Origin of the sequence: Synechococcus sp. BO 8801, from assembly GCF_002252675.1 — a bacterium.
Classification (GTDB): domain Bacteria; phylum Cyanobacteriota; class Cyanobacteriia; order PCC-6307; family Cyanobiaceae; genus Cyanobium.
Genome location: NZ_NQKY01000006.1, coordinates 24,727 through 39,338, shown reverse-complemented (window position 1 = coordinate 39,338; position 14,612 = coordinate 24,727). Strand labels below are relative to the sequence as shown.

The 14,612-nt window shown below is 63.1% G+C and carries 12 protein-coding genes; 8 read left to right on the top strand and 4 right to left on the bottom strand.

Going from position 1 to position 14,612, the window contains the following annotated elements; genetic code table 11:
- Window positions 1-6: 6 nt before the first annotated feature.
- From CJZ86_RS06360 to CJZ86_RS06350, 3 genes are read left to right on the top strand one after another with little or no spacing between them, the layout of a single operon-like run.
- Entirely contained in the window at window positions 7-1,962 is a 1,956-nt protein-coding gene (locus CJZ86_RS06360; RefSeq protein ID WP_094585113.1) for a GmrSD restriction endonuclease domain-containing protein, read from the top strand.
- Window positions 1,959-5,009, top strand: coding sequence for a type I restriction endonuclease subunit R (locus tag CJZ86_RS06355; RefSeq protein ID WP_094585112.1), 3,051 nt, complete (start codon window positions 1,959-1,961; stop codon window positions 5,007-5,009). The genes CJZ86_RS06360 and CJZ86_RS06355 overlap by 4 nt, the downstream gene beginning before the upstream one ends.
- Window positions 5,009-5,728 carry a M48 family metallopeptidase gene (locus tag CJZ86_RS06350; RefSeq protein WP_094585111.1) on the top strand — a complete coding sequence of 240 codons (720 nt, stop codon included), beginning with the start codon at window positions 5,009-5,011 and terminating at the stop codon, window positions 5,726-5,728. Before CJZ86_RS06355 ends, CJZ86_RS06350 begins: the two co-directional genes overlap by 1 nt.
- 44 nt (window positions 5,729-5,772) lie before the next feature.
- Here the strand turns inward: CJZ86_RS06350 and CJZ86_RS06345 are convergent, their stop codons facing one another.
- Complete coding sequence (locus tag CJZ86_RS06345; RefSeq protein WP_094585110.1) at window positions 5,773-5,982, bottom strand: hypothetical protein; 210 nt, start codon at window positions 5,980-5,982, stop codon at window positions 5,773-5,775.
- 520 nt (window positions 5,983-6,502) lie between these two features.
- Between CJZ86_RS06345 and CJZ86_RS06340 the strand changes: the two genes are divergently transcribed.
- Entirely contained in the window at window positions 6,503-7,195 is a 693-nt protein-coding gene (locus CJZ86_RS06340; RefSeq protein WP_094585109.1) for a thermonuclease family protein, read from the top strand.
- Between the two features lie 80 nt (window positions 7,196-7,275).
- Window positions 7,276-7,647 carry an AbrB family transcriptional regulator gene (locus tag CJZ86_RS06335; RefSeq protein WP_094585108.1) on the top strand — a complete coding sequence of 124 codons (372 nt, stop codon included), beginning with the start codon at window positions 7,276-7,278 and terminating at the stop codon, window positions 7,645-7,647.
- Window positions 7,648-7,718: 71 nt separating this feature from the next.
- Here CJZ86_RS06335 and CJZ86_RS16950 read toward each other — a convergent pair whose 3' ends face one another.
- Window positions 7,719-7,895, bottom strand: a complete 177-nt coding sequence (locus CJZ86_RS16950; protein WP_158219518.1) for a hypothetical protein — start codon at window positions 7,893-7,895, stop codon at window positions 7,719-7,721.
- Between the two features lie 369 nt (window positions 7,896-8,264).
- Between CJZ86_RS16950 and CJZ86_RS06330 the strand changes: the two genes are divergently transcribed.
- Window positions 8,265-8,552, top strand: a complete 288-nt coding sequence (locus CJZ86_RS06330; protein WP_094585107.1) for a galactose oxidase — start codon at window positions 8,265-8,267, stop codon at window positions 8,550-8,552.
- A 69-nt stretch (window positions 8,553-8,621) separates the two neighbouring features.
- Here the strand turns inward: CJZ86_RS06330 and rppB are convergent, their stop codons facing one another.
- Both rppB and rppA read right to left on the bottom strand, forming a co-directional pair.
- Window positions 8,622-10,037 carry a two-component system sensor histidine kinase RppB gene (gene rppB, locus CJZ86_RS06325; protein WP_094585106.1) on the bottom strand — a complete coding sequence of 472 codons (1,416 nt, stop codon included), beginning with the start codon at window positions 10,035-10,037 and terminating at the stop codon, window positions 8,622-8,624.
- A 113-nt stretch (window positions 10,038-10,150) separates the two neighbouring features.
- Window positions 10,151-10,753 (bottom strand): two-component system response regulator RppA, encoded by a 603-nt coding sequence (gene rppA / locus CJZ86_RS06320; RefSeq protein WP_233133874.1) that lies wholly within the window; start codon window positions 10,751-10,753, stop codon window positions 10,151-10,153.
- 118 nt (window positions 10,754-10,871) lie between these two features.
- Here rppA and CJZ86_RS06315 point away from each other — a divergent pair, with 118 nt between their 5' ends.
- A complete protein-coding gene (locus tag CJZ86_RS06315) occupies window positions 10,872-11,450 on the top strand; it encodes an efflux RND transporter periplasmic adaptor subunit (RefSeq protein WP_094585105.1) in 579 nt (192 codons plus the stop codon).
- Between the two features lie 42 nt (window positions 11,451-11,492).
- Complete coding sequence (locus CJZ86_RS06310) at window positions 11,493-14,612, top strand: efflux RND transporter permease subunit (protein WP_094585104.1); 3,120 nt, start codon at window positions 11,493-11,495, stop codon at window positions 14,610-14,612.

The window sequence follows — 14,612 nt, the reverse complement described above, 5'->3', positions numbered from 1 at the left end:
TTACTCATGAAAATCTCCACCATCCTCGACCACATCGACAGCGGCCATATGGCCCTGCCCGAGTTCCAGCGGGGCTACGTCTGGAATCGCGATCAGGTGCGCGGGCTGTTTGATTCGCTCTACAAACGCCATCCCGTTGGCGGCCTGCTGGTCTGGGCCACAGAGTCGAAGACCGCCACCCATCGCGGTGATGGCCCGCTGGCAGCTGGTGTGGTGAAGCTTCTGCTCGATGGCCAGCAGCGCATGACCTCCCTCTATGGCGTGGTGCGTGGCAAGCCTCCCAAGTTCTTCGATGGCAACGCCCAGGCCTTCAACGGGCTCCGCTTCCATCTCGGCGAGGAAGTGTTTGCCTTCTACCAACCGGTGAAGATGAAGGACGATCCCCTCTGGATCGATGTCACCAACCTGCTCGGGCTGGGCAGCGCCGGCCTCGGCCAGCTGGCCGCCGAGTTCGGACAGAACCCTGAGCTGGCCCCACGGGTTGGCGAGTTCATCGGCCGTCTCAGCCAGCTGTTGGGCATCGGTGACATCGACCTTCACGTCGAAGAAGTCACCGGCGCAGACAAGTCGCTCGACGTGGTGGTGGACATCTTCAACCTCGTCAACAGCGGCGGCACCAAGCTCTCCAAGGGCGATCTGGCTCTCGCCAAGATCTGCGCCGACTGGCCGGAAGGCCGTGATGCCATGAAGGCCAAGCTCAAGGAATGGAGCGATCAGGGCTACAACTTCAACCTCGACTGGCTGCTTCGCTCGGTGAACACGGTGCTCACCGGCGAGGCCAAGTTCCTCTACCTGCACGACAAGAGCACCCCCGAAATCCAGGACGCCCTCAGGCGCGCCACCAGGCACATCGACACCTGCCTCAACCTGATCGCGGGCCGCCTCGGCCTCGATCACGACCAGGTGTTCTTCGGGCGCTTCGGGATCCCGGTGATGGTGCGCTACCTCGATCAGCGCAGCGGCCCTATGGATGAAGTGGAGCGCGACCGGCGGCTGTTCTGGTTCGTGCAGGCTGGCATGTGGGGCCGCTTCTCCGGATCTACCGAATCCTTCATCGACCAAGACCTCGCCGCCCTCGAAGGCGAGAGGGAGGGGCTGGAGCGCCTGCTGGAGCAGCTGCGCCTTTGGCATGGCGGGCTACGGGTGGAACCCGGGCACTTCACCGGCTGGAGCCTCGGAGCACGCTTCTACCCGGTGCTCTACCTGCTCACCCGCATGGGCGCAGCCCGCGACTGGGGCACCGGGTTGCCGCTCAAAGCCGGGATGCTCGGCAAGATGAGCCGCTTGGAGGTGCATCACATCTTCCCCAATGCCCAGCTCTACAAGGCCGACTACCGCAGGCCGGAGGTCAACGCCCTGGCCAACTTCTGCTTCCTCACAAAAGACACCAACATCAAGATCACCGATCGCCTGCCAGAGGCCTACTTCCCGGAGATTGAGGCCGCACACCCCCGTGCCCTGGCCTCCCAGTGGATCCCGCCCGATCCAGAGCTATGGAAGCTCGAAAACTTCCGCTCCTTCCTGGAGGCCCGCAAGGCCCTGCTGGCGGCTGAAGTGAACGCCCGACTGGAGGAGCTGCTCCATGGAGACACCCGCTGGCTGTCCGGCCCGGCGGCTGCCTTGCGTCAACAAGCCACCGAAACGGTGGGCGGCATCACCAGCGAGGAGGAGGAAGCCGAGTTGCAGCGCCTCAACGCCTGGATGGCCGATCAGGCGCTCCCCCTAGGAACCATTGCCTACGACTTCGCCGATCCAGCCACCGGCGAACAGCGCGCCGTGTTCGATTTGGCCTGGCCTACCGGCATCCAGGCGGAGCTCAGCCAGCCCGTGGCCGTGCTGCTCAACGAAGAGCCCGCCACCCTGGCCCTGGCCAGCGCCGCCGGGTTCCGCTGCTTCACCTCGCCATCCGCCTTCCGGTCCTATGTGGAGCGGGAGATCCTCAGCGTGGAGGCAACAGCATGAGCGGGATCGGCCCTGAGCGCCTCACCCAAAGCAGGGTGATCAAGCTGTTCCATGAGGAGCTCGGCTATCGCTACCTGGGCGACTGGAAGGACCGAGTTGGCAACAGCAACATCGAGGAGGAGATCCTTACCGGCTACCTCCAACGTCGTGGCTACATCCCGGCAGAGATCAGTGGGTCCTTGTATCATCTCCGGATTGCTGCCGACACCAGCCAGGTCGGCCTGTATGAGGCCAATCGCAGGGTCAACTCCCTGCTCCGCTATGGGGTGCAGGTGAAGGCAGCCGCCGACCAGCCCACAAGCACCGTGGCCCTGATCGACTGGTACACACCTGACGCCAACGACTTCGCCATTGCTGAAGAAGTCACCCTGAAGGGCCCCAAGGAGCGCCGCCCCGACCTGGTGCTCTACGTGAACGGCATTGCGGTGGGAGTGATCGAGCTCAAGCGCAGTCGCGTGAGTATCGGCGATGGCATACGTCAAAATCTCTCCAACCAGAAACCCGAGTTCAACGCCTGGTTCTTCGCCACCAACCAACTGGTGTTTGCTGGCAATGACTCCGAAGGCCTGCGTTATGGAGCCATCCTCACGCCCGAGAAATACTTCCTGACCTGGAAGGAAGACGAAGCTGACAACAGCCGCCCCAAGCTCGACAAGTACCTGATCAAAATCTGCCGAAAGGATCGGTTGATCGAGCTGCTGCGCGACTTCGTTCTCTTCGATGCCGGCATCAAGAAACTGCCCAGGGTGCATCAGTATTTCGGCATCAAAGCTGCTCAGCAGCATGTGCAGCAACGATACGGCGGCATCATCTGGCACACCCAGGGCAGCGGCAAGAGCATTGTGATGGTGCTCCTAGCCCGGTGGATCCTGGCCAACAACCCCAACGCTCGCGTCGTGGTCATCACCGACCGCGATGAGCTCGACAAGCAGATCGAAGGCGTATTCGGTGGCGCTGGCGAAACGATTAAGCGCACCAGCAGTGGCAGGGATCTTATGCAAGCTCTGGGTCAGCCCCTACCCCGCCTCTTCTGCTCCTTGGTTCACAAGTTTGGCGTAAAGGGTGTCGACGATTTCGAGACCTTCCTCGAGCAGCTCCAGTCCCAACCCAGCCCGGCTGTAGGCGAGTTGTTCATCTTTGTCGATGAGTGCCACCGCACCCAGAGCGGCAAGCTACACCGGGTCATGAAGGCGTTGCTACCCGATGCCGTCTTCATCGGTTTCACCGGCACCCCACTTCTCAAGAAAGACAAAGCCACCAGCCTTGAGGTCTTTGGCGGCTACATCCACACCTACAAGTTCAGCGAAGGTGTAGAAGACCAGGTTGTTCTAGATCTGGTCTACGAAGCCCGCGACATCGATCAGCGCCTCAGCTCCCAGGAAAAGGTGGACCAGTGGTTCGATGCCAAGACCTCTGGGCTCAATCCCTGGCAGCAACGCGAACTCAAGCGTCAGTGGGGAACCTTGCAGAGCGTGCTCAGCTCCAAGGCACGGATGAACCGGATCGTGGCCGACATGCTTTTCGACTTTTCCGTGCAACCACGGTTGGCGAGCCAGCGCGGTAACGCCATCCTGGTGGCCTCCAGCATCTATGAGGCCTGCCGTTACTTCGAGCTGTTCAACCAGACCGAGCTCAAGGGCAAGTGTGCGGTCATTTCCTCTTACGACCCCCAGGCCAAAGACGTTACGAAGGAAGAGGTGGGCGCCAACACCGAAACCGAGAAGCAGTTCATCTACAACATTTATACCAGACTGCTTGAAGGTATGGCGAGCCAACCAGGCTTGACGCGCACTGAAACTTACGAGGAGCAAGCCAAGCAACTCTTCATCCATCAACCTGCTCAGATGAAGTTGCTGATCGTGGTCGACAAGCTCCTCACCGGCTTCGATGCCCCGTCCTGCAGCGTGCTCTACATCGACAAGTCGATGCAGGATCATGGCCTCTTCCAGGCTATCTGCCGCACCAACCGCCTAGATGGCGACGATAAGCCCTATGGCTGCATCGTCGATTACAAGGATCTCTTCAAGAAAGTCGAGAACGCCATTGCGGTGTATTCCAGCGATGACCTCGATCACTCAGCCGGCGGCGTTGATCCCGATGTCCTCCTTCAGGACCGAATCACCAAGGCAAGGGAGCGCCTAGAGGAGGCTTTGGAGCAGGAGGCACTGCTCGCCGAACCCGTACCGCCTCCAATGGATGATCTGGCGGTCTTGCATCACTTCTGCGGCAACACCGAGAGCTCTGATGATCTGCAGGAGCGTGAACCGATCCGGATGGCTTACTACAAGGCCGTGGTCGAGCTGACAAGGGCCTATGCAGCCTTGGCCAACGAGCTTTCTGATGCGGGCTACTCTGCCTCAGAAGCCAACCGGATCACACGCCAGCGGGACAAGGCTCTGGAATGGAGGCAGGTGATTCGGCTTGCGGCAGGCGAGAACCTCGATCTCAAGGCCTACGAGGCCGACATGCGCTATCTGATTGACTCCTACATTGAGGCTGATCTCCCAAGAAAGATATCAGCTTTCGACGACATCGGCCTGCTGGAGCTGATCATCAAGACGGGTGTTGCGGAAGCCATTCGACAGCAGTTTGGCAATAGGGCCAACAACCGAAAGGCTGTTGCAGAAACAATCGAGAACAACATCCGGCGAACGATCATTAGCGAGCGTGCCAATGACCCCGCCTTCTACGACCGCATGTCGCAGGTTCTTGGCGAGATCATCCGCTTCCGCAGACAGCAAGCTGAGGCCTACGAGGAGTACCTCCGTCGCGTTGCGGATCTGGCTCGTCAGCTCAACCAGCAAGCTGCTGACAGTACACCAAAAGAGCTTGATACTCCTGGCAAGCGAGCACTTTGGAGCAACTTGAATGACAATCTTGAACTGGCTCTCCGCATTGACAGCACCGTGCGCCAGGTCCGGCCCGATGGCTGGCGTGGTGTCCAGGCCAAGGAGCAACTGATCAAGGCAGCTCTCTTCGGTGTGCTGCAAGACGCGGCTGAAGTGGAGCGCCTGTTGCCCATCCTCGTGGCCCAGCCTGAATACTGATGACCCTGGCTTTTCCCAGCCATCAGCTTGTGATCGGGTCCTTGTCGGTGGAGGTCACCGTCAAGCCGATCAAGCATCTGCACCTTTCGGTGGTCCCACCCCATGGATCTGTGCGCATCTCAGCGCCGGAAGGGATGAGCCCAGACCATGTAAGGGCCTATGCCATTGGCAAACTGGGCTGGATTCGTAAGCAGCAGTCAAGGCTTGAAGGCCAGCAGAGGGAAAGTCCCAGGCAGGTCGTAGAACGGGAATCCCATCATCTTTGGGGGCGCCGCCTGCTGCTGCAGATCAAGGAGGTAGAAGCGCCTCCAAGGGTTGAAGTTCATCCCAGGCGACTGGTTCTACTTGTTCGACCAGGCTCACCATCAGAGAAGCGCCAGAGCATCTTGGCGTCCTGGTACCGAGATCAACTCAGAAAAGAGGCTGCGATCCTGATCGACAAGTGGGAACAACAACTAAACGTACAAGCAAATCGGCTCTTTGTTCAGGCAATGACCCGTCAATGGGGGAGCTGCAACCCAAAGTCAAGGAATATCCGTTTGAATACTCAGCTGGCTCAGAAGCCAATGGTCTGCCTTGACTATGTCGTTCTCCATGAACTCGCCCATCTACGGGTGGCGAGCCATGGCGAAGAGTTCATTACGCTGCTGGATTCTCACCTACCGGATTGGGAAGAACGTCGTCGGGTTCTCAATAGCTTGCCGCTGATATCTGTATGAGCACTCACCAGTGACCCAAAATGGTCGCCGATCCTTCCATGCTTTCAGCCTTCCACTTGGTGGGCGTAACCACCGAAGACCCACACCACCCCCGAGACCTTGGGAACTGAGCAGGCCATTGGGCGCCCGCCAACCTGGAGGTGGAGCGACTCCTCAGGCCCCCCAGTGAAGACCGGGACATGCTCGCCGGTGAGGGTGTTGATGCGTTCGAGAGGCCAGCCGTCGGCGTCGAGGTGCCAGAGGTAGCGGGGCATGGTGGTGGAGCTGCTGGTTAGAGGGTTCCCGTGGGCGGACAGCGCCAGGGCTTATTTCCAGTCCTGCCCCCCTCCTGCCCCCCGAGCACGCGATCCCATAGATCCAGCAGCCCGGTGAGTCGATCGCCGGTGGATCCGGACAGGGCGGACAGGTTGTCATCAAGGACCGGACAGGGCAGGGCATCGTGCCTCTCACCAGTCGCCGCCTCACCCCGGACTGCCCGGACAGGGCGGACACACCATCACAAGACAATTAGGGAGAGGTCCCTCCTCCTCTTGCATAGAAGAGAACTTTGAGTGGGCCAAGCCCCCCCTGTCCGGGGTGTCCGGGTGGTCCGGAGCAGGATGGGGTGGGCTGCTCAGCGAGCTTCTGCTGATAGGGGGAGTGACACCAACCCCGAGAGCGACCCTGACCCTCTCCCGCCACCATCTGTTGAGCATCTGACCCACACGATGCTCCCTCTCCACGCCACAGCCCGCCAAGATCTCAACTACTCCAGCCCCCCACCCCCGAGCCCTGATGCGGGTCGTCCCACTCTTCTCCTTCCATGGCCTGGCCCTGCTCCTCCCTCTACTCACCCCCCTGTCGGCCTCAGCCGCCACGGTGATCTCAGTCGGTGATGGCGACACGCTCCGCGTTCTCGATGGCGGGAAGAAGCTCACGATCCGCGTGGCCTGCATCGATGCCCCAGAAATGGCGCAGTCGCCCTACGGGCAGCAGGCGAGGGAAGCCCTCCAGACTCTTCTCCCTGTCAGCTCCACCGTGACGCTGAAAGCCCAGACCAAGGACCGCTACGGGCGGACCGTCGCCGAGGTGTTCACCCAGAGCGGGGCCAATGCAGGCCTAACCCTGGTGCAGCAGGGCAACGCTTTCGCCTACCGCCAGTACCTAAAGCAGTGCGACGAGTGGGCCTATCTCGATCGTGAGAAGCTTGCTCAGCGATACCGCGTAGGGGTCTGGAGGTTCGACGGCGGGATCCAGCGCCCTTGGGATTGGAGGGCTGCCCAGCGTGGAGGCCAGAGCCAGCCGGTAGCAAGACCTCAGCGACCGGTGAACCTCACGATCATCAACGGCGGAGCCAGCACGCGATCAGGCAGGCGTTGGTACTGCAGAACTGTGGGGTCTTGGGAGCATGCCCAGCAGTTGCTGAGAGAAGGACACACTTATCTGGATGGAGACAGTGATGGCGAAGCCTGCGAGGCGCTACGCTGAATGGTCGGGCAACCGCACCTTGCTGCTCTGGCCGACATCGGCAGGTTCGTTATGGTCGAGCTAATCGATGCTGCACCAACATGGCCCTCACTGGATCTGAACTGCTGACCAAAGTTAAGGAGCAGGGCGATGCCTCCAAGTCCGACCTGGTGCGGGCTGCCGGCTACGTCAGCACCAAGAAAGATGGCAGCGAACGGCTGAACTTCACCGCCTTCTACGAGGCCCTGCTGGAGGCCAAGGGCGTGAGCCTTGGGGAAGGCAACGGCAACGGGAAGGGAAAAGGTGGCCGCAGCCTGAGCTACGTGGCCACGGTGCAGGGCAACGGCAACCTGCTGGTGGGCAAGGCCTACACCGCCATGCTGGATCTCAGGCCCGGCGATGAGTTCGAGATCAAGCTCGGCCGCAAGCAGATCAGGTTGATTCCTGCTGGTGGGGCTGACGAAGAAGATTGAACCGCCTGGCTGGTCGCCCCGTCGCTCCCACCTCAGATTGTCGTGGTTGACTGCAAACAACCGGAAAGACCTCAGGCCCCCAGCTCTTCTGCCAGGGCCAGCACTGCCGCCTGGACCGGCTCATAGCTTTCCAAGGCCTCCAGCTGCTCTGGGCTCCCAGGCTCCAGACCTTGAAGCTTGCTGAGGAGGGTGGCCAACTGCTCCCTCAGCTCCACCAGCCGGACATTGCGAGGGTCAGGCTCGGGCATCGTTGTTCAGGCCTCCGGGAATCCACTGTGCCCCCACACCCCCCCCCCGAGTTCGACGCACTTACCGTCAGGTCTTCCGGCGCTGGCCCAAGCCCGCTGGCCAGATCTATCGGTCTCGGGGTGTCCCGTTTCAATCAGGTTGACGGGCGCTCAACCAGATTGTCGTCGGACAGTGCCCACAGCCATGCTGCATGGCGACCGCTGTTCGATCGGGCTCCAGCCACTGATTCGGACCTATGGGGAAGGCCTCCGCTTCGAGGAGCTCGCGAGCCGCATCGAGGCGCTCCGCCCAGCAATGCTTGAGGGAGCCAGGAGAGCAGCAGAGATGGAATCCCCATGCTAGTACGGGCGTACTTATCGAGAGCTGCCATGGGCTATCACCTGCGCCGTTCCACCTCGGGAGCGGGTGGCTCCGTCGAGCAGCCCATCGAGGAGTGGCCCTATCTGGATCAGGAGGTGCTGCAGAGCAGCCGGAGCCGCAAGGTCTGCATGACCTGCCACTGGTTTCGCCACCACGCCGGGGTGAACTGCATTCCTGTGCTCACCTGCCAGTTGCACCAGGGCCTGCTCGCCCATGGCGAGCATCTCACCCGCCGCTGCCAGGGTTGGACGGAGGACCTGACGCGCCAGCGGGGCTGGTGTCCTGAGGTTGCATGAGCAAGCTGCGCGCGGTGGTGGTCTGCGGCGGCGGTGGCCCCGGCACAGCCTCAGAAGCCGCCCATGCGCTCAACGGCGGCCGGCCGCTGATCCTGCTGGCGGTGCCGGCGTTATGGCCAAGGGCAGTTTGACGGTGAAGACACTCCCAGAACCCGGCTTGGAAACCACGAAGATTTCGCCGCGATGGCGACGGACGATCGCCGCCACGATGGAGAGCCCCAGGCCTGTCCCGCCCTGACGACGGGATCGCCCTGGATCACTGCGGAAGAAACGATCAAAGACGCGCTGCTGATCCACTGGGTTGATGCCGATGCCGGTGTCCTGGACCTCCAACACCGCCTGGCCTCTCTCGCGCCTCAGGCTCAGCACCACCTCACCTCCTGACGGTGTGTACTGAATCGCGTTGAGCAGCAGGTTGGACACAAGCCGATAGAGGTCAGATTCCGTGCCCTGCACGGTGATGTCCTGCTCACCCCCCACCAGTTGCAGATCCAGCCCTGCCGCCGCCGCCGCCTCGCCGGTTTCTTCGATCAGGTCCCGCGCGATCTGCACCAGGGAGCAGGGCTCCGATGGCCCAGCCGCCTCAGGAGCATCCAAACGGGCGAGCAGCAGCAGATCGCTGATCAGACGGTTCAGCCGTTGCCCTTGCCGGTGGACCACCGCCAGCATCTCCCTGGTGGCAGGCTGGTCGGCCGGTGCCTGGGTGCTGTGGGCCTCCACCACGGCCAGCAGGTTGGCCACCGGTGCCCGCAATTCATGGGCCGCATCGGCGGTGAACTGCTCCTGCTGCCGGTAGGCCGCCAGCAGCGGCCGCATCGCCAGGCCGGAGAGCCACCAGCTGGCCAGGGCTGCCACCAGCAGGGCGAGCACCACGATCGTCTGGGTGGCCCACCAGAGCCGTTCCCTCTCCGTCTCCAGCCCGCGCAGGCTGCGGCCGATCTGCAGATAGCCCCAATCCAGCTCCGTCGGCTTCGCGCCCTGATGCGCCGGCGTGTGGGAACGGTGCAGGTGAATCGCATACTGCAGGAAGCGCTCACCGCCCTGCCCCGTCACCACCGACCAGACGGTGTCGGGTCGGGCCACCTTCGCCCTGGGTGCGTCACCCGGAGAGCCGGGGGAGTGGGCGATCAGCGCGCCACGACGATCCAGCAGACGCACGTAGAAGCGCTCTGGATCGGTGATGCTGACGGCATGGCGCGGCAGCAGGGAGGGCGGACTCGGACAGGGCTCACCCACCAGACAGAGCCCGGGGAGCACCCTGGCCAGCTGAGGTGAGGGCCTGGCTTCCGGCGGCAGCAAGGGTTTGAGGCTGTCATGCAGGGTGCCGGCCAGGGTCTCCACCTCCCGCTCGACGGCCGTCCAGTTGGCACGCATCAACAGGCCGAACAGCCCATAGCCGGCGCCGTAGAGGATCACGCCGATCACCGCCAGATAGACCGACGCCAGCCGCAGGCGGCTGCTGGGAATGGGACCGGGCCAGGCCATGGCGGAGGTGCCTATGGTTCCGGTTCCGGATCGAAGCGATACCCCTTGGAGGGCACGGTCTCGATGGGAGAGGGAAGCCCGTGGCTGGCGATCCGGCGCCGCAGCAGCCGCACCTAGGCCGCCACCACATTGCTGATCGGATCCTCGTCCAGCGACCAGAGCTGGGACCGCAGCCTTGATCCCGGGATGATCTGGCGCGGATGCTCCATGAAGTAGGCCATCAGCTGGAGTTCCTTGGCCGACAACGCAATCCTCGTGCTTCCCCCCTCCTCCTGCACTGTGAGGCAACCCTCGGCTGGATCGAGGACATAGCTGCCGGCGCGGAGCAGCGGATCGCGGTAACTTGGCTGACGCCGCTGCAGCGCCCGGATCCTGGCCAGCAGCTCCTCCATCGCAAACGGCTTGCTCAGGTAGTCGTCCGCGCCGGCATCGAGGCCCTGCACCCGATGGTTGGTGTCGGCCAGGGCAGTGAGCATCAGCACCGGCAGGGTCATCCCGGCCCCGCGGACCCGCCGGCAGAGCTCCGGACCCGTCAGACCCGGCAGCATCCAGTCGACGATGAGCAGGTCATGGCTGGCCAGGTCGCTGCGGAGCAGGCTCCAGGCGCCGAGCCCCTCGGCGACGTGATCAACGACGTGGTGATGGGCGCGCAGCACCACCTCAATGGCGCCGGCCAGTTCGGTCTCGTCCTCCACCAGCAGGATGCGCAGCGGCAAGGGCCTGAAGGCGCTGATTGCCGCCGATCCTAGGCAGCGCAGACGGTTTCACCTGTTTTTCATCCCCATTGCGGCATCCTCGGCGGGTCCTTGTCCTGCCTCCTGCGGCAGCAGCGGAATGCGCGCCCTTCTTCTGGCCACCAGCCTCAGCCTCGGATCCCTGGCCCTCGGCGGACTCGATCCGGCCGTGGCCCATGTGGGCCATGGCGATGAGTTTCAGCAGCAGGGGAACGTGCGCCAGGTGAAGGCCAGCGCCGAGATCGATTCCATGCTGGGCATCACCACCGCCCCTGCCACCGAAGCCGGCGGTGTGGTCTCCATACCCGTCGCCGCTGTGGTGGATGCGGATGGCAAGCCGCTGGCCTTCGTGAAAAGCGGCACCACCTACGACCCGGTGTTCCTCCAGACCGGCGCCAGCAAGGGCGATCAGATCGAAATCACCGACGGCAGCATCTCGCCGGGAGACGACGTGGTGACCCAGGGGGCCCTCTCGCTCTACGCCGAATCCAAGAAGAGCCAAAGCGCCGTGGCCGCCAGTGAGGAAACCCCCGCCGCTGCTTCTGATGCCCCAGCCACCCCAGCCGTGGCCGCGCCCTCGGCCGCCGCAGGCCTCAACCCCCTGGTGATCGGGGCCGGTGCTGCGGTGGTGGTGGTGGGCGGTGTGATCGTGGCCTCCCGCCTGGGGAAGAAGAACTGACACCCGAAGCCTGCGCTTTCTACCGCCACTCAACCCATTCCCATGTTTGAACGCCTGCTCAACCAGACGCTGCGCACCTCGATCGCCAGGCGCTGGCTGGTTGTGGTTGCCGCCATCCTGATCACCCTCTGGGGGCTGTCGATCATCAGCCGGATGCCCCTGGATGTCTTCCCCCAGTTCGCCCCTCCCCAGGTGGATGTGCAGACCGCAGCCGATGGTCTGGCACCAGAAGAGGTGGAACAACGCATCACCGTGCCGATCGAATCGGCCGTCAACGGTCTGCCGGGAGTGGAGACGGTGCGCTCCTCCTCCAAGGTGGGGCTCTCAATGGTGCAGGTGGTTTTTGATCAGAACGCCGACATCAACCGGGCCCGCCAATCGGTGGCGGAACGCCTGCAGCAGATCGAGGCGGAACTACCCGCCAATGCCAGTGCCCCGGCCATCTCGCCGCTCGTCTCGCCGCTGGGCACAATCCTGCAATACGCCTTCACGCTGAAAGTCGGCGGACCCACCTCAGCGATGGAGCTGCGGCGGATCGTCGCCACCACCTTCAACAACCAGATCCTGGCGGTGCCCGGTGTTTCCCAGGTGACCCTCTACGGCGGTGAGGAGGCCCAGCAGCAGATCCAGATCGATCCCCAGCAACTTCAGGCCCGCAATGTGTCGCTGCAGGCCGTGGCCGATGCGGCCGCTGCCGCCAGTGCCAACGCCCCGGGCGGCTTTCTGATCGCAGGCGGGCAGGAGAAGCTGATCCGCGCCAGCGGCCAGGCGAGCAGCAGCGAGGATCTTGCCGATTCGGTGGTCACAGGCAGCAAAGGGCAATCGCTCCGGCTCGGTGATGTCGCCGAAGTGCGGCTGGCCAGCGCTCTCAAGCGCGGCGATGGCAGCTTCAACGGCAAGCCGGCGGTGGTGCTGATGATCAACAAACAACCCGATATCGACACCCCCAGAGTCACCCGGGAGGTGGAGGAGCGGATCGCCGCCCTCAGCAAGACCCTGCCGGGTGACATTCAGGTGAAACGCACCTTCCGGCAGGCCAATTTCATTGACACCGCGATCAAGAACGTCAGCACTTCCTTGATTGAAGGGATCGTGATCGTCTCGGTGGTGATGGTGCTGTTCCTGATGAACTGGCGCACCGCCGTGATCACCCTCAGTGCCATCCCTCTTTCGCTGGTGATCGGCCTGATGCTGATGCGCGCCTTTGGGCTGGAGATCAACACCATGACCCTCGGTGGTCTGGTGGTCGCCATCGGCTCGGTGGTCGACGACGCCATCGTCGACATGGAGAACGTCTACACGGGGCTGCGTCGCAACCAGGCCGCCGCCCGTCCCAGGAATCCGCTGCAGGTGGTGTTCGAGGCGTCGGTGGAGGTGCGCCAGCCGGTGATCCTTTCCTCGGTGATCATCGTGGTGGTCTTCGCGCCGATCTTCAGCCTCACGGGAGTGGAAGGGCGGATCTTCGCGCCGATGGGCCTCGCCTACCTGTTCTCGATCGCGGCCTCCAGCCTGGTGGCGCTCACGCTTACGCCAGCGCTCTGCGCGATCCTGCTGGCCAACACGCGTCTCCCCGCCGAGAACACCTGGATCTCCACCTGGGCGGAGCAGACCTACCGGCCCCTGCTGGAGATGGCACTCATCTCCCCCAAGCGAGTGCTGGCCGCAGCTTTGGCGCTCGTGGTGGTGGCCTGCGCCATCCTGCCAAGCCTCGGGCGGGTGTTTCTGCCGGAATTCCGCGAGAAATCGCTGGTGAACTCGATGGTGCTCTACCCCGGCGTGTCGCTGGAGATGACCAACCGCGCCGGCCTGGCCCTCTCCAAGACCTTGATGGCCAACCCCCTGTTCGAGTGGGTGCAGGTACGGACCGGTCGGGCCCCGGGTGATGCCGATGGGGCAGGCGTCAACCTGGCCCATGTGGATGTGGAGTTGAGTGATCAGGCGATGAAGGATCGCCCTGCCGCCATCACCGAACTCCGAAAAGCTTTCCTGAAGCTGCCCGGTGTGGCTCCGAACATCGGTGGCTTCATCTCCCACCGCATGGATGAAGTGCTCTCGGGGGTTCGCAGCGCCATCGCGATCAAGATCTACGGGCCCGATCTGGCGGAGCTGCGCAGGATCGGCGAGCAGGTGCGTGATGCGATCGAACCGATTCAGGGGGTGGTGGATCTGCAGCTCGAACCCCAGCTGCCGATCCAGCAGGTGCAGATCGCCTTCGATCGCCAAGCCGCCACTGCCAACGGGCTGTCGATGCAGCAGCTCGCCGATGCGGTGGAGGTCGCCCTCAACGGCAAGACCGTGGGCCAGGTGGTGAGCAACGGCACCGATCGCACCGATGTGGTGGTGATGCTGCCCGAGGACTCGCGTAACAGCCTCGATGCGCTGCGTGCCATACCGATCGCCACCCCCGCCGGCACCATGCTGCCGCTGGGAAGCCTGGCCAGCATCGACTACGGCTTAGGGGCCAATGTGGTCAACCGGGAGGATGTTTCCCGCTTGATCGTGGTGTCCACCAACGTCAGCGGCCGGCCGCTGGGAACGGTCGTCGGCGACATCCAGAAAACCATCGACAGCAAGATCAAACTGCCCAGCGGCTATCTGATCGGCTACGGCGGTCAGTTCGAATCGGAGGAGCGGGCCACCGCCAACCTGGTGATCTACAGCCTGTTGGCCATGGTGGTCATCGCCGTGTTGATGTTCGTGTCCGTGAAATCACTACCGGCCACGATCGCCATCCTGCTCAACCTGCCCCTGGCCCTGGTCGGTGGCCTGGTCGCCATCCTGCTCACCGGCGGCGTTCTTTCGGTGGCTTCCCTGATCGGGTTCATCACCCTGTTCGGGGTGGCGGTCCGCAATGGCCTGCTGCTGGTGGACAATTACAACCGCCGCCATGCGGAAGGGCTGGAGCTCAAGGAGGTGATCCGCGCCGGCAGCCTGCAGCGCCTCAACGCGATCCTGATGACGGCCCTCACCTCGGCTCTGGGCACGCTGCCGCTGGCCCTGGCCTTCGGAGCGGGCAACGAGATCCTGCAACCTCTGGCGATTGTGGTGTTGGGTGGCTTGATCACCTCCACCATCCTCACCCTGCTGGTGCTGCCGGCCCTTTACGCCCGTTTTGGCGGCTGGTTGCTGCCTCGCCTCAAGCCAGCCCTGCGCGAGACTTGA